General features: G+C 63.9%; 27 protein-coding genes. 13 read left to right on the forward strand and 14 right to left on the reverse strand.

What is annotated here, in order from left to right:
• Positions 1-7: 7 nt before the first annotated feature.
• The 4 genes from KBY83_RS06870 to KBY83_RS06885 are packed head-to-tail and all read right to left on the reverse strand — an operon-like array spanning position 8 to position 2,920.
• A complete protein-coding gene (locus KBY83_RS06870; protein WP_255018881.1) occupies positions 8-652 on the reverse strand; it encodes an alpha-ketoglutarate-dependent dioxygenase AlkB in 645 nt (214 codons plus the stop codon).
• On the reverse strand, positions 645-1,616 hold the full coding sequence (locus tag KBY83_RS06875) for an RluA family pseudouridine synthase (protein ID WP_315858956.1): 972 nt from the start codon (positions 1,614-1,616) through the stop codon (positions 645-647). The genes KBY83_RS06870 and KBY83_RS06875 overlap by 8 nt, the downstream gene beginning before the upstream one ends.
• A gap of 25 nt (positions 1,617-1,641) precedes the next feature.
• Entirely contained in the window at positions 1,642-2,370 is a 729-nt protein-coding gene (locus KBY83_RS06880; protein WP_255018882.1) for a response regulator transcription factor, read from the reverse strand.
• Positions 2,371-2,419: 49 nt separating this feature from the next.
• Positions 2,420-2,920: a hypothetical protein gene (locus KBY83_RS06885; RefSeq protein WP_255018883.1), complete on the reverse strand. Its 501-nt coding sequence runs from the start codon at positions 2,918-2,920 to the stop codon at positions 2,420-2,422.
• A gap of 19 nt (positions 2,921-2,939) precedes the next feature.
• Here KBY83_RS06885 and KBY83_RS06890 point away from each other — a divergent pair, with 19 nt between their 5' ends.
• Complete coding sequence (locus KBY83_RS06890; protein ID WP_255018884.1) at positions 2,940-4,085, forward strand: cysteine desulfurase family protein; 1,146 nt, start codon at positions 2,940-2,942, stop codon at positions 4,083-4,085.
• 23 nt (positions 4,086-4,108) lie between these two features.
• Here KBY83_RS06890 and KBY83_RS06895 read toward each other — a convergent pair whose 3' ends face one another.
• The gene (locus KBY83_RS06895) at positions 4,109-4,621 is read right to left on the reverse strand and encodes a DUF456 family protein (RefSeq protein WP_255018885.1); all 513 of its coding nucleotides are present in this window, start codon (positions 4,619-4,621) and stop codon (positions 4,109-4,111) included.
• A gap of 65 nt (positions 4,622-4,686) precedes the next feature.
• Between KBY83_RS06895 and KBY83_RS06900 the strand changes: the two genes are divergently transcribed.
• The 4 genes from KBY83_RS06900 (at position 4,687) to KBY83_RS06915 (ending at position 8,710) form a co-directional block, all read left to right on the forward strand.
• Positions 4,687-5,454: a hypothetical protein gene (locus KBY83_RS06900; RefSeq protein ID WP_255018886.1), complete on the forward strand. Its 768-nt coding sequence runs from the start codon at positions 4,687-4,689 to the stop codon at positions 5,452-5,454.
• A 285-nt stretch (positions 5,455-5,739) separates the two neighbouring features.
• Positions 5,740-6,324, forward strand: coding sequence for a phosphatase PAP2 family protein (locus tag KBY83_RS06905; RefSeq protein ID WP_255018887.1), 585 nt, complete (start codon positions 5,740-5,742; stop codon positions 6,322-6,324).
• 169 nt (positions 6,325-6,493) lie between these two features.
• The gene (locus tag KBY83_RS06910) at positions 6,494-8,050 is read left to right on the forward strand and encodes a glycosyltransferase family 39 protein (RefSeq protein ID WP_255018888.1); all 1,557 of its coding nucleotides are present in this window, start codon (positions 6,494-6,496) and stop codon (positions 8,048-8,050) included.
• Positions 8,051-8,710: a phosphatase PAP2 family protein gene (locus tag KBY83_RS06915; protein WP_255018889.1), complete on the forward strand. Its 660-nt coding sequence runs from the start codon at positions 8,051-8,053 to the stop codon at positions 8,708-8,710.
• Positions 8,711-9,016: 306 nt separating this feature from the next.
• Here the strand turns inward: KBY83_RS06915 and rsmH are convergent, their stop codons facing one another.
• Positions 9,017-9,913, reverse strand: a complete 897-nt coding sequence (gene rsmH / locus KBY83_RS06920) for a 16S rRNA (cytosine(1402)-N(4))-methyltransferase RsmH (RefSeq protein WP_255018890.1) — start codon at positions 9,911-9,913, stop codon at positions 9,017-9,019.
• Between the two features lie 6 nt (positions 9,914-9,919).
• Positions 9,920-10,522: a hypothetical protein gene (locus tag KBY83_RS06925; RefSeq protein WP_255018891.1), complete on the reverse strand. Its 603-nt coding sequence runs from the start codon at positions 10,520-10,522 to the stop codon at positions 9,920-9,922.
• A gap of 138 nt (positions 10,523-10,660) precedes the next feature.
• Between KBY83_RS06925 and KBY83_RS06930 the strand changes: the two genes are divergently transcribed.
• Positions 10,661-11,845: an NAD(P)H-quinone oxidoreductase subunit H gene (locus tag KBY83_RS06930; protein WP_106632694.1), complete on the forward strand. Its 1,185-nt coding sequence runs from the start codon at positions 10,661-10,663 to the stop codon at positions 11,843-11,845.
• Positions 11,835-12,290, forward strand: a complete 456-nt coding sequence (locus tag KBY83_RS06935; RefSeq protein ID WP_255018892.1) for a thioesterase family protein — start codon at positions 11,835-11,837, stop codon at positions 12,288-12,290. The genes KBY83_RS06930 and KBY83_RS06935 overlap by 11 nt, the downstream gene beginning before the upstream one ends.
• On the opposite strand, the gene KBY83_RS06940 is transcribed toward KBY83_RS06935, so the two are convergent.
• From KBY83_RS06940 to menA, 5 genes are read right to left on the reverse strand one after another with little or no spacing between them, the layout of a single operon-like run.
• Positions 12,287-12,475 (reverse strand): hypothetical protein, encoded by a 189-nt coding sequence (locus tag KBY83_RS06940; protein ID WP_255018893.1) that lies wholly within the window; start codon positions 12,473-12,475, stop codon positions 12,287-12,289. The two genes, KBY83_RS06935 and KBY83_RS06940, sit on opposite strands and share 4 nt — an antisense overlap.
• Entirely contained in the window at positions 12,453-12,719 is a 267-nt protein-coding gene (locus KBY83_RS06945) for a TM2 domain-containing protein (protein WP_255018894.1), read from the reverse strand. The genes KBY83_RS06940 and KBY83_RS06945 overlap by 23 nt, the downstream gene beginning before the upstream one ends.
• Positions 12,703-13,941: an AMP-binding protein gene (locus tag KBY83_RS06950; protein ID WP_255018895.1), complete on the reverse strand. Its 1,239-nt coding sequence runs from the start codon at positions 13,939-13,941 to the stop codon at positions 12,703-12,705. Before KBY83_RS06950 ends, KBY83_RS06945 begins: the two co-directional genes overlap by 17 nt.
• On the reverse strand, positions 13,938-14,927 hold the full coding sequence (gene menC / locus KBY83_RS06955) for an o-succinylbenzoate synthase (RefSeq protein ID WP_255018896.1): 990 nt from the start codon (positions 14,925-14,927) through the stop codon (positions 13,938-13,940). Before menC ends, KBY83_RS06950 begins: the two co-directional genes overlap by 4 nt.
• Positions 14,924-15,871 carry a 2-carboxy-1,4-naphthoquinone phytyltransferase gene (menA, locus tag KBY83_RS06960; protein ID WP_255018897.1) on the reverse strand — a complete coding sequence of 316 codons (948 nt, stop codon included), beginning with the start codon at positions 15,869-15,871 and terminating at the stop codon, positions 14,924-14,926. The genes menC and menA overlap by 4 nt, the downstream gene beginning before the upstream one ends.
• Before the next feature lie 71 nt (positions 15,872-15,942).
• Between menA and KBY83_RS06965 the strand changes: the two genes are divergently transcribed.
• The gene (locus tag KBY83_RS06965) at positions 15,943-17,400 is read left to right on the forward strand and encodes an isochorismate synthase (RefSeq protein WP_261354260.1); all 1,458 of its coding nucleotides are present in this window, start codon (positions 15,943-15,945) and stop codon (positions 17,398-17,400) included.
• On the opposite strand, the gene gshB is transcribed toward KBY83_RS06965, so the two are convergent.
• Entirely contained in the window at positions 17,370-18,317 is a 948-nt protein-coding gene (gene gshB, locus KBY83_RS06970; protein WP_255018898.1) for a glutathione synthase, read from the reverse strand. The genes KBY83_RS06965 and gshB overlap by 31 nt on opposite strands.
• 3 nt (positions 18,318-18,320) lie before the next feature.
• Positions 18,321-18,581, reverse strand: a complete 261-nt coding sequence (gene grxC / locus KBY83_RS06975) for a glutaredoxin 3 (RefSeq protein ID WP_255018899.1) — start codon at positions 18,579-18,581, stop codon at positions 18,321-18,323.
• Between the two features lie 189 nt (positions 18,582-18,770).
• Here grxC and prfB point away from each other — a divergent pair.
• From prfB to KBY83_RS07000, 5 genes are all read left to right on the forward strand, one after another.
• Positions 18,771-19,899, forward strand: a protein-coding gene (prfB, locus tag KBY83_RS06980; RefSeq protein ID WP_255018900.1) for a peptide chain release factor 2 whose coding sequence is annotated in 2 segments (ribosomal slippage) — positions 18,771-18,845 and positions 18,847-19,899 — 1,128 coding nt in all. Because the reading frame shifts where the segments join, the coding sequence is not laid out codon by codon here.
• Positions 19,892-20,062 (forward strand): DUF3285 domain-containing protein, encoded by a 171-nt coding sequence (locus KBY83_RS06985; protein ID WP_106632705.1) that lies wholly within the window; start codon positions 19,892-19,894, stop codon positions 20,060-20,062. The genes prfB and KBY83_RS06985 overlap by 8 nt, the downstream gene beginning before the upstream one ends.
• Before the next feature lies 1 nt (position 20,063).
• Positions 20,064-20,582: an rRNA maturation RNase YbeY gene (gene ybeY / locus KBY83_RS06990; protein ID WP_255018902.1), complete on the forward strand. Its 519-nt coding sequence runs from the start codon at positions 20,064-20,066 to the stop codon at positions 20,580-20,582.
• A complete protein-coding gene (locus KBY83_RS06995) occupies positions 20,579-21,016 on the forward strand; it encodes a diacylglycerol kinase family protein (protein ID WP_241518315.1) in 438 nt (145 codons plus the stop codon). The genes ybeY and KBY83_RS06995 overlap by 4 nt, the downstream gene beginning before the upstream one ends.
• Before the next feature lie 23 nt (positions 21,017-21,039).
• Positions 21,040-21,657 carry an aminodeoxychorismate/anthranilate synthase component II gene (locus KBY83_RS07000; protein WP_255018903.1) on the forward strand — a complete coding sequence of 206 codons (618 nt, stop codon included), beginning with the start codon at positions 21,040-21,042 and terminating at the stop codon, positions 21,655-21,657.
• Positions 21,658-21,677: the final 20 nt, after the last annotated feature.

The following is a 21,677-nucleotide window of genomic DNA, read 5'->3' on the forward strand; positions in this document are numbered from 1 at the left end:
GGGCTGATTAGCGGCTGGCCCGCACCACCCGAAACGTCAGGTTGAGGCGCTGCTGCTGCAGCCGCAGCCGGCGCGGCAGGGCGTGCTGCCACCACAACTGGGTGGGGGGCTCCATCAACAGCAAATCGCCGTTTTGCAATGGAATGTTGAACGGGGTGCAATCGCCAAAACCAGCAGGCAACTGGCAGGCACCGGAGGCGACAGCGGCGCGATTGCGCGGGCTGGGCTGGGGCCGCAGGCGGAAGTCGCGGGGGGCGCCAAGGCTGAGGGAGGCGATCGGGGCGGTGGGCTCGAGCTCGGGTTCATCGTCCGCATGCCAGCCCATGGCGTCGCGGCCGTCGCGGTAGCGGTTGAGCAGCAGGGAGTTGAAGCGCCAGCCCGTGAGCACCTGCAGGGCCTCGCGCAGCTCGGCGGCAGCCGGCGACCAGGGCTCAATCGCGTTGGCCAGGCCGCTGTAGCTGTAGCCGCAGCCGGGATCGGCCATCCAGCAGGTGAGCCGCGGCAGCAGGTGACGGCGGCCGTAAATCGTGATCGCCTCCTGCTTCCAGGGCACCTCGAGCTGCAGGCGCTCCAGCAGCTCAGCCGCGGCGCTGGGCGCCAGCCAGGCTGGCCAGTGGCGCAGGTGCAGGCCCGGAGCTTGAACTTCAGCCATCGGCAGCTCCGCGCAGGGCCTCGGGCAAAGGCGCCTCCAGCGCAAGCAGGTCGCCATCGGGGCAGACCAACCGCAGCCGGTGGGCGTGCAGGTGGTATCCACCGTCCCCCGGCAGGGCCTGCTCGGCGGCCAACCCGCCCGGAGCGTAGAGCGGATCTCCCAGCAGGGGCGCCCCGGCGGCGGCGGTGTGGATGCGGATCTGGTGGGGCCGCCCCGTAGCGATCGTGACCTCCACCAACCAGGCCCGCTCGCCCCGCTCCAGCAGGCGCAATTCGCTGCGGGCCGGCAGGGCAACCGGATCCGCCGGAGCCGCGGCCCATATGGTGCCCAGCCGGGCATGGGGACAGCGACCAATCGGCGTGGTGAGGCTGAGCTGATGGTCGGGCTCCAGCGCCAGCAAGGGGGACTCGGGGACCGGGGGCTGGAGCAGGGCCCGGTAGGTCTTGGTGCAGCGGCATTGCGCCGTGCTCTCCCGCAGCAGGGCGCTTAGCCAGGCTCGGCTGGTGGAGCTGCGGGCACATACCAGCAGGCCCGAGGTGAAGCGTCCCAGGCGGTGCACGGGCCGGGCCTCGGGCCAGCGGTCCTGGAGCTGGGCCAGCAAGGTGTGCTCCAGGAAGCCGCCGGCCGGCAGCACCGGCAGGCCGCTGGGCTTGTTGAACACCAGCAGGTCGCCGTTGTCGAACAGGGGGCTGGGCAACACCGGCACGGCCGCCTCCTGCCAGGGGGGCCGATGCCAGATCAGCTGATCTCCGGCTGCGAGGGCCCCATCGGACTGGAGCTGCTGGCCGTTCCTGGAGATCTCCCCGGCGGCGAGGCGCTGCAGCCAATCGGTAGGCGTTGAATGGCGATAGCAACCGGCATAAAAAGCGCTGACGCTCCGGCCGGCGGACCTGGGGGCGATGCGATCCCTATAGGCGAAGCCGCCATTGAGGGCAGGCGCCAGCCAGCCTGGCTCAGTCAACAAGACTGGCTCAGTCAACAAGCCTGTTTCAGTCAACAAGACCGTGCTCGAGCGCGTAGCGCACCAGTTCGGTGCGGCTGGCGGTGCCGGTTTTGATGAACAGCCGACTGACGTACTTCTCGACGTTGCGGATCGAGGTTTCCAGTCGCCGGGCGATCTCTTTATTCATCATCCCCTCGGCCACCAGCTGCAACACGCTGGCCTCCCGCGGCGTGAACACATGCTCGGGCGCGCTGGCTGGCTTCTTGGCACTGCCCGTGGCGAGCAGGGAGCGAATCTCGGTGATCTGCTTGGACAGCTGGCCAATGTCGGCATCGGCAAAGCGGGCCGCCTCCGCCAGCAGCCGCTGCTGGCGCTTGACGACATTGTTGACCCGAGCCACCAGCTCGTCGGGATCAAAGGGTTTGGGGATGTAGTCGTCGCAGCCGGCCTGGAAGCCGGTGACGCGATCAGCAGTCATGCCCTTGGCGGTGAGAAAGATCACCGGCGTGCCGCCCAGCCGCTCGTCGGCCCGCAACTTCTGGAGCAGGCCGTAGCCATCGAGGCGCGGCATCATCACGTCGCTAAGGATGACGTCGGGCAGCATCTCCTGGGCCACGGCCCAGCCCTCCTCACCGTCGTTGGCGGTGGTCACCGCAAAGCCCTCATCTTCCAGATAGGCCTTTACCGCCGTGCGCAGGCCGGGCTCGTCGTCGACCAGGAGCAAGCGCACGGGCGTCGCTTCAGGTTCCTGGGCCGGGGTCAGATCTGGGTTCATGGCGGCCACTCTGCAGGTATCCAGTCGGCATGGATCAGTCTGCAGGCGCTCAGCGGGAGCGTCCAGGCACGATCTGCTCGGATTCCCGCAGGCTGCCGCTGTAGCCGAGCTGGCGGGCCAGGGGCCCCAGGCCAGCTGGATCCTTGCCGGCTTGCTCGGGGAAGCAGGTGGCCCACCACACCAGGTGGTCGATGTGATTGGCGGTCGTGATCGCTCCGCCCGGGTTCAGCTCGCGGATGTAGAGGTTGGGGCCATCGCTAGTAACCCGCATCGGCGCCGAAGGGGTGCAGCGGATGGTTTCGCTGCGCACCTTGACGTCGTTGGGCTGCTCATCCCAGAGCTTGATGCGCCACAGGCCGGGGGTCTTGGCATCGGCTACAGCCCCATAAATACCAATCGCCTGCTTGCCGCCCAGGCCGGGGCGCTCCTGCAGCAGCAGCAGTCCTGGCGGCCGGGCATCCTCTGGCCGCACCCCGCCGCCCTCCGCCCAGCTGGGTGGCGCCAGCGCTGCTGCAAGGGCCACCAGCAATAGGGTTCTGGTTGGCAACATGGAAGCCTGCAAGCAGCCCATGCTCGCCTACCTCGACCACCACGCCACCACTCCCTGCGATCCGGCGGTGGTGGCAGCGATGGCGCCTTGGTGGAGCGAGCACTGCGCCAATCCAGCCAACCGCCTCTATCGCCCGGCCCTGGAAGCTGCCGCCGCCGTGGAGCGGGCCCGGGGCCAGCTGGCCCGAGTGCTGGGCAGCAGCGCCGAAACCGTGATCTTCACCAGCGGCGCCACTGAAGCCAACAACCTGGCCCTTAAGGGGGTATGCGAAGCGGCCCTGGCAGCTGGCAACCCCCGGCGGCGACTGGTGAGCCTGGTGAGCGAACACCGGGCCGTGCTCGACCCTCTGGCCTATCTGGGGCGCCATGGGTTTCCGGTGAGCCTGGTGCCCATCCAGCCCGATGGCCTGGTGGATCTAGCCCAGCTGGAGGCTGCCCTCGGCGACGACGTGCTGCTGCTGAGCGTGATGGCCGCCAACAACGAAATCGGTGTGCTCCAGCCCCTGGCCGCCATCGCGGCCCTCTGCCGGCAGCGGGGAGTGCTGCTGCACGTGGATGCGGCCCAGGCCGCCGGCCACATCCCGCTTGCCATCGACGAGCTGGGCATCGACCTGCTCAGCCTCAGTGGCCACAAGTTTTATGGACCCAAGGGGGTGGGGGCCCTGCTGGTGCGCCCGGGTCTCCAGCTGGCTGCCCAGCTCCATGGTGGCGGCCAGCAGGACGGCCGCCGGGCCGGCACCCTGCCGGTGCCCTTGGTGGTGGGGCTGGGAGAGGCGCTGCTGGGGGCTGAGGCTGATCGGGAGGAGCGGGCCGGGCAGCTGGGAACCCTGCGGGACCAGCTCTGGGAGGGCCTGCGCGACCTCGGCGGCATCGAGCTCAACGGGGTGGAGCTCAACGGTGGAGCGCCGCGGCTGGCCCACAACCTGAACGTGACGGTGCAAGGGGTGGATGGCACGCGCCTGCACCGGCTGCTGCGCCAGCAGCTCGCCGTGAGCAGCGGCTCGGCCTGTAGCCAGGGCTCCCCCTCCCATGTCCTGGCGGCCCTAGGCCGCAGCCGTCAGCAGGCGGCCGCCTCGATCCGCTTCGGGCTGGGGCGTGGCAGCGGCGATGCCGAGATCACCCTGGCCATCGAAACAGTTGCGGCCGCGGTGCGGGAGCTGCGCTGAGAGCTCAGGCCAGCTCAGCAAGCTCAGCGCGTCAACAAAATGAAGCCGAGTACCCCCACCACACCCAGCAGGGCTTGAGCCAACCTGCTCACCAACATCCCCACCAGCACCGCCAACCCCACCTGCAGCGCCCTGCCCAGGCCACCGCGAGCTGCCAGCCACTGGGCCAGGCTCGCCCCCAGAAAGGGGCCCAACAGCAGGCCCAGCAGGGGGCCACCAACGGGCAGGGCCGGCAGCAGACCGAGGAGGCCCACCAGCAAGCCCAGTCCGGCGCCCAAACCCGCCCAACGACTGGCCTGAAGCTTGGCTGGACCAAGCACCAACCCCAGGGCCTCGGCGCCCCAGCCGAGCACCAGCAGCACTATCGCCAGCAGCAGGGACGGCCAGCCGGCACTCCAGCCCACCGCCCAGATCCACAGCAGCGCCCCCAGGGGCAGCAAGGCCAGTCCCGGCAGCACGGGCAGCAACGCACCGGGGATCGCTAACGCCTGAATACCCAGGCAGAGCCACCAAAGCAGCGGAGCAGCATTGCTCAAAGCATCACAACTGGGATGCGCCCTGCAGCCTTCATAGCTACCGTCCGGCCTATATGCCCTTGATCATGGCCCTCACCCCATCCAGCGATAGCCAACTGCACGTGCTCCAGGCCGTAGAAGACGGCTGGGCTGCTTTTTGCCGCGCCCCCTGGGCTTTTTTGCTGTTTGAGGCCCTCTCCGCCCTGATCCTGCTGCCCTTCGCCGCCCTGGCCGCCGTAGGCGGGGCTCGCCTAGCCAGCGTGAATGAGGTGATGGCTGTGCACCCCACGGGCGCCTGGGCCGCCCTGATCGTGGGCGTGATCGGCTACGTGATCATTGCCCTGTGGACCGTGATTGGCCTGACCCGCGGCGCCTGGCTGAGCCTGGAGGGCCGCAAGCCCTGCTTCGCCGACTTCACCCGTTGGGACCGTCCCGCCAGCGCCCGCCTGCTCGGTTCCGGCATCCTGCTGGCAATCGTCATAGCCGTGGCCGGTGCCATCGCCACCCTGATCGGGGCAGGCCTGGGCAAGCTCAACGAGGCCCTCAGCGTGATCCCCATGATCGTGGTGGCAATCTTCTACATCTGGCTGCTGGTCTCCCAGAAGTTCCTGATTCAGGTGTCGCTACTGGGCACCTCGAATCCCACCAAAACCATTGGTTCTGGCGTGAACGTGGTTAATCCCAGCTGGTGGCTGGTGCTGTGGCTCGGAATCATCGAGGGCGTGGTCCACACCATCGGCGGCCTGTTCAGCTACGGCGGCCTGCTGGTGGTGGTGCCCCTGGTGCTGTGCATCTCCACCGCCGCCTTCCGCCAGCTGTTTGGCGCCGAAGACCGCACCGGCCTGATCGGCTGAATTTAAAAATTCAGCGAGAGTGCATCGAGCCCTCAAATATAAGGCGATCTTAAGGGTCGGCAAAAGAGGCCCGTTGTGCGCAACAGCACAATCCCGACGGAACCCTTGCGACCACAATAAGAATTAGGTATAGTTCCACCAGTGCCTCCGATTGCCAGCAGTCTAAAAGCACAAGCAAAATATCTCAATTACTTAATAATGGGCCCACGGGTACCCCCCTTAAATTTATCAATTCTGCGTCAACGAGCAGCAAGGCTCGTCGTTTTATTGGTATGCGTTGGGCTTTTGGCATTCACGATTGACGTACCGATTGCCCTGCTTACCTCAACACACCCCCTCCCGAAAGAGATAAGCAATGTCCTCCGCCTTGCAGAAATAGGAGGCCACGGCACTGGTGCAGCAATGATTCTCATTGCTGCTCTAGCGATAAAGCAAATCAACTGGCGTAAAAAGAGTGACCGATTAATTGCCTGCCAACTAATCGCCGGAAGCTACCTTGGGGCATTAATAGTTGACCTTCTAAAGCTAATGATAAACCGTGTAAGGCCCCATTCAGCACTGCTTAATCTAAGAACTAGCTTTCTCGACACATTCGGGCAAGAATTACTCAAACCAGATTCCGTTAGCAGATCTGCCCTAATGAGCTTTCCCTCAGGGCATGCGGCAGTGGCGGCAGGCCTTGCAGTTTCACTCTGCTGGTTTTACCCAAGAGGCAGATCAGTATTCATAGTCCTTGCAATACTTGCATCATTTCAGAGAATAAACAGCCTATCTCACTTCCTGAGCGATATTTGCATAGGCGCAGCACTAGGAATAGCGGGGGCGTTAGTTTTTGTTCCCACACCCAACCATGCCGACCGAGGCCAATAAGCCGGCAATATAAATGAAAATTTTATTTCAAAAAATTCACAACTGGATCAGAGTCAAAATCCAGACTAATGATATTACCGCTACATTAATACTGGCTTTACTGTGTTTAATTCTATACCTTCCAGGCATCTCAAGCCTACCAGCCACAGATCGAGATGAATCCCGATACATGCAAGCAACAAAGCAAATGGTGGCGACTGGAAACGTAGTCGATATTCGTTTTCAAGACAAACCACGATACAAAAAGCCTGTGGGCATTTACTGGCTGCAAGCAACTGCCAGCAGAATGGCCAAACAAATAGGAATAGCCCCCACTGAGCGCAGCCCCTATCGATTGCCCTCCACAATTGGAGCAACAAGCGCTGTTTTGTTTCTCTATTTGGGATTTAGAAAAATAGTCGGCAATCTCCAGTCATTTTGCGCCGCAGTTCTACTTGCATGCAGTCTTTTAATCGTAGTTGAGGCTCATCTTGCAAAAACTGATGCAATGCAACTGGCTGCCATAGTTGCCATGCAGGCAGGCCTCGCACAGATTTATTGCATGCCTAAGGATCATAAGCTTCTGCGAGCACGCATATTCTTTTGGCTCGGTCTCGGTGTCGCATTATTGATCAAAGGGCCGGTCGCACCCGTTCTTGCCTCACTCACCTTGGCATGGATCTGCTGGAAAGATCGCAGCATCTCAACCTTAGTAAAAATACAACCATGGCCCTGGCTACTACTCCCTTTAATATTAATTAGCCCATGGCTTTTCAGCATTCAGACACTTAGCGATGGGCAATTTGTACAAGATTCTATCAACCAGGATTTTTTACGCAAGATTATCAGTGGTCAGGAAAGCCATGGTGCCCCACCAGGAACATATCTGTTAATCACACCATTTTTGCTCTGGCCTGCTTCCTGGCTATTGCTTCCCAAGGCTTGGGCAGGACTACGGAGATCTTCAGAAGCCCTTAGCCCTACAACACAATTCCTGTGCGGTTGGCTCGTGCCAGCCTGGATTATATTTGAATTAGTACCCACAAAGTTGCCTCACTATGTATTACCACTAATCCCACCTCTATGCCTTCTGGCAGGCATTGGCATCATTCAACCCGATCGGCTGCAAGATGGTCCTTTACTTAGGCTATCTAAATGGCCACAAAGGATTGGGATGTTTGCCTGGATAGCTTCGGGCTTAGCTCTCGCTATTGGCATACCCCTACTAAGCATTTGGGCTAGCGGCAGCGTAACCGTTGCCGCACTCCTAATAGCTCTGACTTGCATCTTCAGCGTATTGGCATTAGGGAAAATCAAGACCCCCAAAAGACAGCTATATGCTTCAGCCCTATCTGCAGTCGTTGTTTTTGGGCTTATTTTTGAAGCTTTTCTGCCAAACCTAAATTATGTTTGGCCAGCAGAACAAATTAAATCAATTATTGACTCCAATAATTTTGGCACATTGCCCGTCGCCGCGGACTCATACCACGAGCCTAGCTTGGTCTTCAATCTGGGCACAGACACAACATTGACTGATCTTGATGGGATAATGCAGCATGCCGCAAAACATCCATCATCGATTTTAATAGTTGAATCAAAAGACGTCGATAAAACGAGAGAACAACTTTCGCCCATTAGCAATGTATTCATCCTGGGAACATATAGCGGATTTAATTATTCCAAAGGGAAGCCTATCAATCTTTCAGTCCTAAAAAGTGATTGGATCAAAACAGATAAATCTAAATAAATGGGCGACAAAGACGGAGCTACAAGAAAAATACTATTCTCCTGCTTGTTGGCTGGAATTATCCTAGCGGTTGGCGATTTCAAGATCCTATCCTTCTTTAAATCGAATGCCTGGGCCCTAAAAGGAGACGTTTACTATCTTCTCAGGATTGGTGGAAGTATATGGACGTGGTTATTGATTTCAATTTCGATAGCACTGGCATTTCCCCGGTCAGATTCTGCATCTCCTTTAAGACTTAGGGTTGAGAGAGGAAGCGTATCATTAAAAATGGCTGCCATATCGATCTGCCTTAGCGCCGGCCTAGGAGGGCTTATTGCAGAATTTTTGAAACTGATTATTCGCAGAGAGCGTCCGATTGATCAAGAAGTGTATGTATTCCGGGCCTTCTCCGAACGAGCCTGGTCAACAAGTGGACTAGGACTGCCGAGCTCACATGCCGCAGTTGCTTTTGGTGGAAGTCTCGCCTTGATAACAATCTTCCCAACCCTGCGATGGCCCGCACTGGGGATGGCGATTGGCTGCGGATTCACAAGAATCAGCAGCGGCGCCCATTACCCAACCGATGTAGCAGCTGGAGCCTTGGTCGGCTGCTTTGCTAACTATCTTGCAGGGCTTTGGCTAAGAAGAGAATCATGGAAGCAGAATCGGACAAGCAAATAAAAGTGTTTTAAGTCAATAATAGATTCAATAGGTTACCTATCAGGATCGCGCAGCTTGCGAGCAATTACGCGGCATCTTTCGAGCTGATCCATCGAGAGCGCTTGGGATTGATAGCTTCGCGCTCTGTGGTAAATCTCGTTAATACCTGCTTCATGCTGAATACTGCCCATAAGAGTGGCATTGAGTGCGCCCCCCGTAACGGATCCAATCACGAATGTGGCAAGCGCCAGCGAATTTGCTTGTTTCTCTTCCATGGGCAAATTGAATTCCTCAGACGTCCTTACATAGCATCTAGGCATCCTCCAGCTACTCACTGCGCCGCTGTGCCACCCGCAGCCGGGCGCTACGGCTGCGCGGATTGGCTTCGGCCTCCTCGGGGCTGGCCTTAATCGCCTTGCGCGTTACCCGCTCCAGCCGAGCGTCGGCCAGAAAGGCCGTTTTCACCCGCCGATCTTCAAGGGAGTGGAAGCTGATCACAGCCAGCAGCCCGCCTGGCTCCAGCCAGTTGGGGGCATTGTGCAACAGCTTGTCCAACACCCCCAACTCATCGTTTACGGCAATGCGCAGGGCCTGAAAGGTGCGTGTGGCTGGATGGATGCGGCCGCGGCGCGCCGCCGGTGGGTAGCAACCGGCCACCAGGTAGGCCAGCTCGGCGGTATGGCGCGGCTGTTCGGCATTCCCCCAGGGCCCCTGCTCCTTGATCCGCCGGGCAATCCGCCGCGACAAGCGCTCCTCGCCGTAGCCATAGATCAGATCTGCCAGCTCGCTCTCGCCGGCACTATCAAGCAGCTCCCCAGCCGTTTGGCCGCGCTCGGGGTTCATGCGCATATCCAACGGCCCCTCGAGCCGGAAGCTGAAGCCCCGGGCCGCCACATCCAGCTGGGGACTGCTCACCCCCAGATCGGCCAGCACCGCTACGGCCGGCTCCGCAGGGATGTAATCGGCGAAGTTGGCGGCCACGATTGTGACCCGATCGCCATATGGGGCGAGGCGCTCGGCGGCGGCGGCACGGGCGCTTGGGTCCTGGTCCAGCCCCACAAGTCGCAAGCCGGGATTGGCCTGCAGCAGCAGCTCGCTATGGCCGCCGCCGCCGAGGGTGCAGTCGATCAGCAGGCCTGCTGGCAGGCAAGCAAAGCCCGCCAGCACCGCCTCGGCCAGCACGGGCACATGTTCAAACAAGCCGCTGCCGGCGGGATCAACCATGGCCATTCAGCGGCGGCGGCGGTGGGGAGAAGCCCAGCGGGCTAGCCGCTGGCCCAAGCCATGGCGAAAGCGACCCCACCAGCTGGGCGCAGGGCGAAAGCGGCGGCAGAGCTCGGGCAGCTCCCGCTCCAGTTCCGGGTGACCAAGCACCTGGAGCAGGGTCTGCAACAGACCGAGTTCCGCCGCCTTTCCCTTGCCATCCGCCGCAGCAAACAGGCAGTAGCAGCGGGCAATGGCTAGCCGCTGGACGGGATCTGCGATGGCGGCAAGGCTGGCGCTGATCCGCTTGGGATCGGGTGGGCCATGCAAATCCGCGCTCTGGCGCTGGACATCGCTGAGGTGCAGGCTCTTCATGCAGAAGTAAAAAAGCTCCCATTCCTCCTGGTCAAAATCGCCATCAGCCAGGCTGAGGGCCCGGGCGCCCTGCAGGATCGCCAACCCCACCGGGCTGCTCTCCTCCGCGGTGGGAAGCACTGCCGTGAGGCTGTCGATAAGCTGCTGGCGCTGGCGGGCCGCCCGGAGCTGGTGTGGAGCCAGCAGCCAGCGCGCGAGGGTTGCGGCTGCCGGTGCCGTGATCCTTCGCAAAGGCGCTGGCTGGTGCTGACCCATGGTTTGCGCGGATACAACACGGCCCCACCGAGCTTAGGAGCCCTATCCGGGGGCGCTGGTGCGATCTTCGCCGTCAGAGATCCCCTAGCGGGCCCTTCCTTCCTAAGATCACCGCAAAGCGCTTAACCCCTCGGCCCCATGACGCAGCTGGAGACGCGCACGGAACCGATGGTGGTCAACTTCGGCCCCCACCACCCCTCGATGCACGGGGTGTTGCGGCTGGTGGTGACCCTCGATGGCGAGGACGTGGTGGATTGCGAGCCGGTGGTCGGCTACCTCCACCGCGGCATGGAGAAGATTGCCGAAAACCGCACGAACGTGATGTTCGTGCCCTACGTGAGCCGCATGGACTATGCGGCCGGCATGTTTTACGAAGCGATTGTGGTGAACGCGCCGGAACGGCTGGCCGATGTACCCGTGCCCAAGCGCGCCAGCTACATCCGGGTGCTGATGCTGGAGCTAAACCGCATCGCCAACCACTTGCTTTGGCTTGGCCCGTTCCTGGCGGACGTGGGCGCCCAGACGCCGTTCTTCTACATCTTCCGCGAGCGGGAGATGATCTACGACCTCTGGGAAGCGGCCACCGGCCAGCGGTTGATCAACAACAACTATTTCCGCATTGGCGGGGTGGCGGCTGATCTGCCCTACGGCTGGCTGGAGAAGTGCCTCGACTTCTGCGACTGGTTTGGTCCCAAGATCGACGAATATGAAAAGCTAATTACCAACAACCCAATCTTCCGTAAGCGAATTGAGGGTCTAGGTGTGATCAGTCGCGAGATGGCGATCAATTGGAGCCTGTCGGGCCCGATGCTGCGCGCCTCGGGCGTGCCCTGGGACCTGCGCAAGGTGGATCACTACGAGTGCTACGACGACTTCGACTGGGACGTGGTCTGCGAACAGGAGGGTGACTGCTACGCCCGCTACCGGGTGCGCGTCAAGGAAATGCGCGAATCCCTCAAGATTCTGCGCCAGGCCTGCGCCATGATTCCCGGAGGAGCCACCGAGCACCTGGAGGCCCGCCGCATGGCGGAGGGCAAGGGCAGCGAATATGCCGGCTTTGATTATCAATATGTGGCCAAGAAAGTGGCCCCAACCTTCAAGATTCCCGAAGGTGAGCTCTACACCCGCCTGGAATCGGGCAAGGGCGAAATCGGGGTGTACCTGCAGGGCAACAACGACGTCACCCCCTGGCGCTTCAAGATCCGCGCCGCCGACTTCAACAACCTGCAAATCCTGCCCCACATCCTCAAGGGGGCCAAGGTGGCCGACATCATGGCCATCCTTGGCTCCATCGACGTGATCATGGGGTCGGTTGATCGCTGATTCCAGCAGCTGGCTGCTGCTATGCCGCACCGTGCGCTTCGGGGACACCGATGCCGCCGGGGTGATGCATTTCCACCAGCTACTGCGCTGGTGCCACGAGGCTTATGAAGAAGGCCTGGAGCGCTATGGCCTGCCTGCCGCTGAAATCTTTCCCACCCCGGGGCACATACCCGCCATTGCCCTGCCGCTAGTGCATTGCAGCGCAGACTTCCTTTCTCCCCTTGTCTGCGGCGACCCCCTAGCAATCCAGCTGGAACCCCGGCGACTGGATTCCAGCAGCTTTGAGGTGCACTACAACTTCCGCAGCGGCGAGAGGGCCGCAGCCAAGGCACTCACCAGGCACCTGGCGATCGAGACGGCCAGTCGCCGGCGCTGCCCCTTGCCAGCTGGGCTGCAGCGCTGGCTGGAAGCATCGAGCCTGGGCCAGGGCATCCAGCCGCTTTAGGGCCGGCTGAACACGTAAAGCAGCGCCGCCAACTGCAGGGGCAGCAGGGCCGCCATCAGAGCCAGCGGATGCAAGCCGTCGTGGGGAATAGCTGCAGCCAGGCCAAAACTGAGGGCACCAGCTCCAGACAAAAGCAACAAAACCGGTGCCCGGGCTAAGAGCTCAGAAACAATCTTTTTGGCCATCTAGGTATTCGGTTTCAAATTCTGCATTGGATTTCGTCAAGTAAATGACGCCCTCAATAATGCCAATGACCTGAAAAACAAAATAGCCCACCCCGCAGGTCAGAAGCGATACCACCAACATGATTACCGCCGGCTTGGTGTAGCCAAGAATGAATTTGTGCACCCCAAAGGCGCCCAGAAAGATTCCGGTGAGACCCGCCGCCAGCTTCTTATTGCTGATTTCGGTCTCAGACAGGCTCGACATCGACTGACGCGGGAGAAACGACCTCAACAGCTTTTAGCTGATCAACCCAGGCCCGCCAATGATTTCGTTGCCATTTGCCCAGCTCCGCTGGCGCCAACTCGGGGCAGAGCAGCCACCGACCTGGCCGCTCGGCCGGTGGCCAGGAATCACAAAGCTGCTGCAACGCCAACTGCAGCTCCTCCCAACCTTGCTGGGGCGAGTCGGGCCGCACCAGGGCAACCAGTCGCTGGCCCCAGTCGGGATCATCGATTGGCAGCAGCAAAAGCGCCTGCAGTGGCAAGCCGGCGGCCTGGGCCAGCTGCGCCAGCCGCTGCTCCAGCACCTCCGGAAACACGGTTTCACCACCGCTGTGAATGGCCCCATCAAGGCGTCCCAGCAGCTCCAGCCCCGTTGGGCCCAGCCGGCCGGCATCGCCACTGCGCCACCAGCCATCGGCAGTGCGCGGCAGGGGCTGGAGCCGGCCAGCCTCCAGCCAGCCCGGACTGAGCCGCTCACAGCGCACCTCAACGGCCTGCTCCGCCCCTAGCCGCAGCTCCACGTCCCCCAAGGGGGCGCCGCAACCCGAAGCGCCCGCCAGGAAAGCTTCGGGCGCCAGGGCACACACCATCGCCGCCGTTTCCGTGGCCCCGTAGCAAGGGGCCAGCCGCAACCCTGCCAGCCTGGCCCGCTCCGCCAGCGCCGGCGGCAACGGTGCCCCACCCACCCAGATCAGGGCCAAACGCTGCAACCAGACCACGCCCTCGGCAGCAGCCAGGAGCCGCTGCAGCTGGGTAGGCACCAGGGAAAGCAAGGCCGGACGGCCTGGATCCAGCGGGTCAGCCGCAGCCAACAGGGCCGGATCGCGCATCCAGGCCGGATCAAGACGCTGGTGGCAGGCGCCCCAGTGCTGGGCGCGCACCCAGGGCAGCAGCCCACTGACGTGATGCAAAGGCAGGGAGTTGAGGTGCAGGCAGCTCGCAGGATCCAGCCCCAACCCCTCCAGCCAGCGGCCGGTAGCCGACGCCGAAGCCTGCAGGTGGGCCAGGGGCTGCAGGCACCAGCGGCGACCGCCCGTGCTGCCGCCGCTGCCCAGCACCACCCCCGGCCCCCAACGATCTTCCAAAGGGCCAAGGCCATCGGGCCCGATCGCCGCCGCCAAAGCCTGCTGGTCGCTGGCGGCCGGGCCCGCCAAGGCCGCCAGGCGGCCGGCATCCCAGAGCTTTTGCAACTGCTCGGGCGTCATGGCTGCTGATCTCGGCTGATTTGGGCGGCGGCAGCCCACACCGCTGCCGGATCGGCGCTGGCCAGGGCTCCGGGGGCTTGCCAACCCGGCGCCAAGCCCGGCGCCGCGGGCGTGGGGCCCTCGGACTGCAGGGCTGCCAGATGCTCTAGCCAGCGGCGGCCGATGCCGGTTTCAAAGGCTGTGCTGAGCATCAGCCGCGGCCTGCCCCGCTCCAGGGCCGCCAGCAGCACTCGAGGGTCCCCCTCCTGGCTAGGGCGGCGCACCTGCCAGCCCGGCCAACTGCTGCGCAGGTCCGGGTCGCACTGCAACGATTCATCCAGAGCCACGGGAACCTGGGCCGCCAAGGCCTCCAGGCCCGCCTGGTCGGCCGGGGCTAGGGGCTGCTCCAGCCACTGCAGCCGCGGCTCGCCCGCCAAACGCCCGGCCCAGGCCGCCGCCGTGGCCCGGCTCCAGCCGCCATTGGCATCAAGGCGCAGGCGGGCGGTTGCTGGCAGGCGCTGCAGCAGCTGCTCCAGCAGCTCGCGCTCCAAAGCATCGGGGAAAACGGCCAGCTTCCACTTGAACACCGGAGCCGGCCCCAGCTCAAGCTCCAGCCGCTCCAAAACCTCAATGGCGGCTGGTCCTGCCGGCAGCAGCCGGGCCGCAGGGGGAGACGGCAGCCAGCGGCGCTGCGGCAAGCCGGCCAGCTCGGCCAGGGCAGCCCCGAGGGCAAAGGCAACGGTTGGGGGCAACTGGCCCGCCTGCAGCAACCTCTCGAGTTCGGCTGTCCCATAGCTCGCATCCAAAGCAGCGAAAGCCGCCGCCAGGGGCTCCAGCTGGCCATCGAGGGGGGCGGCCTCGCCCCAGCCCAGATCGCCCTGGGGGCTCTGCAAGCGCAGCAGCCAGCCGCGCCGCTGCTGCACGGAGCCTGCAGCCGTAACCAGGGGCTGGGGCAGGGCGAAGCCGAAGGGCCGCCACTGCAACTGCAGCAGGCCCCCCTGGCTCATCCTGTGAAGCGCCCCAGGGCCAGGCCCAGGGCCAAACCCAAACCATTGAGCGCCTGAAAGCGCAGGGCCAGAAATTTGCTGCCGCTGATCCGCCCAGGCTCGCCATGGTGGCGCTGCAACAGGGCGATCAGCTGACGGGCGGGCGGCAGGCCGATCACGCCGAGCAGGGCCGTGAGCGGCCACTGGTCCAGCAGCACCGGCGCCCACTGCAGGGCCAGGCAGCCGGCCACAAACCAGGGCACCAACCCCGAGGCAGCCGCCGTACCCAGATGCACCACCGGCGAACGCTTGCCATGGGCGGCGTCCTCATCAACCTGGTGGAAATGGGAGCAGAACAGCACCAGGGTGGTGGCGAGGGCTGGGCCACTACCAAGGGCCAGGGCGATGCGCCAGGGCACCCCGCTGGCCCCCGCTGGCGCCAGGGCCAGCAGGCCGGCGGCGGTGGCCAAGGGGCCGAAAGCAAGCCAGCAGAGGGGCTCACCCAGGCCCCGATAGCCCAGCCGAAACGGCGGCCCCTGATACAGGTAGCCCAGGCCGCAGCAGGCCAGCACCAAAGCCAGCACCGCCGGGCTGCTGCGCCAGGCCACCAGCGCCATCAGAGCCAGGCCCAGCAGCAGGCAGCCGTTGGCCAGCCCGGCCACCCGATCGCGGCGGCCGGTGAGATTCACCACGGAATGGGGCTTGCCGTCGGCATCTACGCCGGTGTCGGCATCAAAAACATCGTTGGCCAGGTTTTCCCAGGCCAGCAGCAGCACCGCCGCCAACAGAAACAGCAGCAGCTGGTCAAACCGCACCGGCAGGGCCTGGCCTAGGCGCCAGCCGGCGGCCAGCAGCACCGGCATCACCGCCACGGCGTACATCGGCCACTTGATCGCCGCCTGCCAGAGGCGGCGGCGATCGACGGAATTGGCGTAACGGCTTGCGACGACCTTGGGCTCAGTCATGGGGGCCGCAGGCGGCAGCCACTGCAGGGCCCATACATTTGAGCAGCTCTTCGTCGCGGCCCCGGCCCTTCCTGGTGCAGGCCCCTTCTTCCTTCACCGATTCAACGGGTGATTCATTCACCAGTTTGCTGGTCGCCGCCAACGAGCGGGCCCGCCAGCTGGAGGAGGAGGGCGTCCTCAGCCTGGCCCTACCCCTGGCCGGCGGCGACCCGATGCTGCTGCTGCCCCATTTGGAGCCCGAGGATGAAGCCCTGACTCCAGGCGGCGACAGCTTCCGCTTCCTGTGGGACGGGGCACCGGGGCTCTGCATCGCCGCCGCCGGCCGCACCAACAGCCTCGAGCTCAGTGGTCCGCGCCGCTTTGAGCTGGCCCAGCGTTTTGCCAGCGCCTGCCTCAGCCGCCTAGCCACCCCGGAGAGCGGCCCGCCCCTGGCCCGGCCGCGGGTGCTGCTGGCCTTCGGTTTCTTTGAAGCGCCCCTGCAGCCGGAGCCCACAGCAATCCCAGGCGTACAGGCCGTGCTGCCCCGTTGGCAGCTGAGCCGCCAGGGCCAGCACTGCTGGCTGCGGCTGCAGCGCAGCCTCGGCGGTGGCGTGACGCCGCGCCAGCTAGCCGAAGAGCTGTGGGAGCAGGCCCGCCGGCTGGAGCGCCTGGTGCAACAAGACGGGCTGGAGCCGGGGGTTGTCAGTCGAATCGCCATCCACCGCAGTTCGCCATGGCAGGAGAGCTACCGCTCCGCGGTTGAGCGGGGCCTGGAGCTTGTGGAGAGGGGCGAGCTGGAAAAAGTGGTGCTGGCCGTGCGCCAGGAGGTGCAGCTTGAGGCCGCGCCCCATCCCCTGGCCCTGCTGGCCCCCCTACGGCGCCACCAGAGCGGCAGCTGCCGCTTTCTGTGGCAGCAAGCCCGCGGGACTGCCCTGATCGGCGCCTCCCCCGAACGGTTGCTTACGGTGCGCCAGGGGCAACTGCGCAGTGATGCCCTAGCGGGCACCGCCCCAGCTGGAGAGCAGGCCGCAGGGTTGCTGCACTCCTGCAAAGATCGCCATGAGCATGAGCTGGTGGTGGACACGATCACCGCCGTACTCGCCAGAGCGGGCCTCAACCCGCGGCGATCGCGCCATCCACGCCTGGCCCGCCACGGCCAACTGGTGCATCTGCACACCCCGATCACGGCAGCCCTGGGCCAGCACCAGCCCCTGAGCATCGCCGCCGCCCTCCATCCCACCCCGGCTGTGGCGGGCCTGCCGCGGCGCGAGGCGATGGCCTGGCTACGCAGCCTGGAGCCCTTCGAGCGCGGCCACTACGCCGCCCCAATCGGCTGGATCGACAGCGCCGGTGACGCCGACCTGCGGGTGGCGATCCGCAGCGGCACCCTGCGGGGCGACCGGCTTGAGCTCACCGCCGGTGCCGGCCTAGTGCGGGGTTCAACGGTGGAGCGGGAGCTGCAGGAGGTGGCCCTGAAACTGGGGGTACTGCAGCAGCAGCTCAGCTGCGCCACCGACCATCAAGCAGCCAGCAGCCGCGCCATCGTCTGATCCGCCAGGGGAATCCCGGCCAGCCGCTCCACCTCGCGCACGCCGGTGGGGCTGGTCACATTGATCTCGCTGAGGCGGCCGTCGATCACATCGATGCCCACAAAAAACAAACCTTCAGCCCGCAACGCTGGCGCCAACTCAGCGCAGATAGCCCTCTCCGCCTCCGTGAGCTCCGTTACCTCCGGAGCACCGCCCACGGCCAGGTTGCTGCGGAACTCGCCACCGGCGGGGATGCGATTCACCGCCCCGAGGGGTTCGCCATCCACCAGCAGGATGCGCTTATCACCAGCGCTCACACCGGGCAGGAAGGCCTGCACCATCACCGGCAGCTGCTCCTGGCCAGTCACCAGCTCCAGCAGGGCCCGCAACCCCGGCGTTGCTGCAGAAGCAAACACCACCCCCTGGCCAGCCCGCCCCCCCAGGGGCTTAAGCACCACCTCGCCATGCTCGGCGGCGAAAGCGGCCAGCGCCGTCACCCTGCTAGCCACCAGGGTGGGTGCCATCAGCTGGCTCCAACGCAGGGCACTGAGTTTTTCGTTCCAGGCTCGCAGCGAAGCGGGCCGGTTGAGCACCCGCACTCCCTGACGCTCCCCCAGCTCCAGCAGATGGGTGGCATAGAGATAGGCCTCATCCACCGGCGGGTCCTTGCGCATCCACACCCGCGGAAAGGCGGTGAGGGGCAGCAGCTGGGGATCGCCAAGTTCAAACCAGGGCTCGCAATTGACGGGCGTGGCCACCACCCAGGCGCCATGACCTTGCAGGGGAGCTCCTGGCACTGGGGCGGCAGAAAGATCGGCGATGGTGCACACCCACACCTGCTCGCCGGCTCTCTGGGCTGCCTGCATCAGGGCAACGCTGGAATCTTTGGCTGGATTGAGCCGGGCGATCGGATCGATCACAAACAGTTGGGATGCCACCGCTCAGCTCGCCAGCAAAACGTCGAGCTGGCCGGAGCGCTCGAGGGCATGAAGATCGTCGCAACCACCCACGTGCTGGCCATTGATGAAGGTCTGGGGCAGGCTGCGGCTCCCGCCGCTCTTAGCCGCCATCGCCGAGCGGGCCGACTCGTCGCCATCGATGGCAAATTCGGCGTAAGCCACTCCCTTGCGGTCGAGTAGGGCCTTGGCGCGCACACAGAAGGGACAGGCCCGCCAGGTGTAGATCTCAACGGTGGCGGCCATTTAGACGGCTCCGGTCAGGTTTTGTTGATCGTAGAAGCGGGCCAGGGCGCGCGGGCCCGGGAGCCTCGCACCTATATCAATTAGCTAAGCCAAGACTTAGCCAATCAACAAAACCGCTCCCCCAGCCCCGACCCCTAGCGGCGGAGCTGGCCGGCGCTGATACCGTCAAGCAATTATTCAGCTGCACCGGTGCTCGATCTCACCGACTTCAAGCGCGACCTCTCCGAACTCACTGACCGCCTGGGCAACGCCCAGGACTGTCTTTGACGTACCGGCCCTGAAAGCCCGCCAACAGGATCTGGAGCAGCTGGCCTCCCAGGGCGACTTCTGGGACGACCAGAAGCAGGCCCAGGTCAAGATGCGCCAGCTCGACGAGGTGAAGGCCCAGCTTGAGCAATTGGCGAAATGGCAGGCCAGCGTCTCCGACGGCGAGGCCACCGTGGAGCTCTACGGCCTCGAACCGGATGAAGATCTGCTGGCCGAATCCAACCAAGCCCTGCAGTCCCTCAAAGCCGACCTGGATCGCTGGGAGCTCGAGCGCCTGCTGAGCGGCCCTTACGACAAGGAGGGCGCCGTGATCAGCATTAACGCCGGTGCCGGCGGCACCGACGCCCAGGACTGGGCCCTGATGCTGATGCGGATGTACACCCGCTGGGCCGAAGACCACGGCATGAAGGTAAGTGTGGACGAGCTCAGCGAGGGGGAAGAAGCCGGCATTAAGAGCTGCACGATCGAGATCGAGGGCCGCTATGCCTACGGCTACCTGCGCAACGAGAAGGGCACCCACCGACTGGTGCGCATCTCACCGTTCAACGCCAACGACAAACGCCAGACGAGCTTCGCCGGTGTGGAGGTGATGCCCCAGATCGATGAGGACGTGAAGCTCGACATCCCCGACAAGGACCTGGAGATCACCACCTCGCGCTCCGGCGGCGCTGGCGGCCAGAACGTCAACAAGGTGGAAACGGCCGTGCGCATCCTGCACATCCCCACCGGCCTGTTTGTGCGCTGCACCCAGGAGCGCTCCCAGCTGCAAAACAAAGAGAAGGCGATGGCCCTGCTGATGGCCAAGTTGCTGGTGATTGCCCAGGAGCAGCGGGCCTCCGAGATCGCCGACATCCGCGGCGACATTGTGGAAGCGGCCTGGGGCAACCAGATCCGCAACTACGTTTTTCACCCCTATCAAATGGTGAAAGATTTGCGCACCCAGAAGGAAACCACAGACGTGCAGGGCGTCATGGACGGCGATCTCGATCCCTTTATCCAGAGCCTGCTGCATGCGGGCGTCGAGCTAGCTGGAGGCGGAAGCGATGACTGATCCCCAGCCCAGCGAAAACCCCAGCTTCATCAAGCTGGCGATGCGCAACATGGTGCGCAAGGGCCGCCAAAGCCTGTTTCACTTCGGTCTCACCGCCCTCGGGCTCACGGGCTTCCTGGTGCTGATCGCCTGGCTCGGCCGCCCCCAACTACCCGGAGGCTGAGATGGCCACCTCGATCGATCTCGACCTGGCCTTTAGCGCTGATCCCGATCTGGAGGTGGCCCCGCTGCTGTCAGATGCCGATCACTGGCAAGCCCTTTTGAGCGCCTGGCTACACCAGCTGGCCCCGGAGCTTCCCGCCGCCCTGCAAGCGCCCGCCTACAGCCTGGGGCTGAGCCTCGTGACTGACGCCGAAATCGCCGAGCTCAATGCCGACTGGCGCCAGAAGGAAGGACCCACTGACGTGCTGGCCTTCGCCGCCCAGGACGAAGCAACCGATGGCGCCCCGCCACTGCCGGCATCCGGGGAGGCGGAGCCCCTGGAGCTTGGCGACATCGTCATCTCCATAGAAACGGCAGCCCGCCAGGCACCGGAGCATGGCCACGACCTGGAGCAGGAACTGCTGTTTCTGGCTAGCCATGGCCTGCTGCATCTGCTGGGCTGGGACCACCCCGACGAAGCCAGCCTCGCCGCCATGCTGGCGCGCCAGGAAAGGCTGGTTAAGGTGCCAGCGGAGCCATGATCAATCTGCGTCCCTTACCGACCCCAGAAACTCGTGGGCGCCGCCTCAGGGCCCGGGCCTGGACTGTGGCCAGTGACCTGCCGGCGAGTTTTCGTTATGCCGCCCAGGGGCTGGCCTATGGATTTGCCAGCCAGCGCAACTTCCGCATCCATGTGATCACCGGAGCGGTGGTGTTTGGCCTGGGGCTGTGGCTGCAACTACCCACGGCCCAACTGGCCGTGCTGGTGCTCACCGTGGCGGCTGTGCTGGTGCTGGAGCTGCTCAACACCGCCACCGAAGCGGTGGTGGATCTGGCCATCGGCCGCCAGTTCCATCCCCTGGCCAGGATTGCCAAGGACTGCGCCGCCGCTGCTGTGCTGGTGGCGGCTCTGTCTTCACTGATGATCGCCCTGCTGCTGCTTGTGCCACCGCTTCTGAGCCGGCTGGGCCTTTGAATGGGGGCAGGCCAGGCGCGGCGATGCTTCTCGTTCTCGACAACTACGACAGCTTCACCTTCAATCTGGTGCAGTACCTGGGCGAGCTGGCGCCCGAGCACCCAATAGCCGCTGAGCTGCGGGTGGAGCGCAATGACTCCCTCAGCCTCGAGCAGATCCGAGCGCTGGCCCCCGCCGCCATCTTGATTTCACCGGGCCCCGGCGACCCCGACCAGTCGGGGGTCTGCCTGGAGGTGCTGCAACAGCTCAGCCCCACCATCCCCACCCTGGGGGTTTGCCTGGGCCACCAGTCGATCGCCCAGGTGTACGGCGGCAAGGTGGTGCGCGCCAAAGAGCTGATGCACGGCAAGACCTCGCCGGTGCTCCACAGCGGCCAGGGCGTGTTTGAGGGTCTACCCAACCCGCTCACCGCCACCAGATACCACAGCCTGATCGCCGAGCGCGAATCACTGCCCGACTGTCTGGAGATCACCGCCTGGCTCGACGACGGCACGATCATGGGCCTGCGCCACCGCGATTTCCCCCACATTCAGGGGGTGCAGTTCCACCCCGAAAGCGTGCTCACCCAGGAGGGTCACGCCCTGCTGGCCAACTTCCTGCGCCAGGCCAGCCAGCCAGCCACAGCAAGTCAGTTGGGTTAGCTTCACAGCGATTGCCGCTT

Origin of the sequence: Cyanobium sp. WKJ7-Wakatipu (assembly GCF_024345355.1) — a bacterium.
In the GTDB taxonomy this organism is placed as follows: domain Bacteria; phylum Cyanobacteriota; class Cyanobacteriia; order PCC-6307; family Cyanobiaceae; genus Cyanobium_A; species Cyanobium_A usitatum.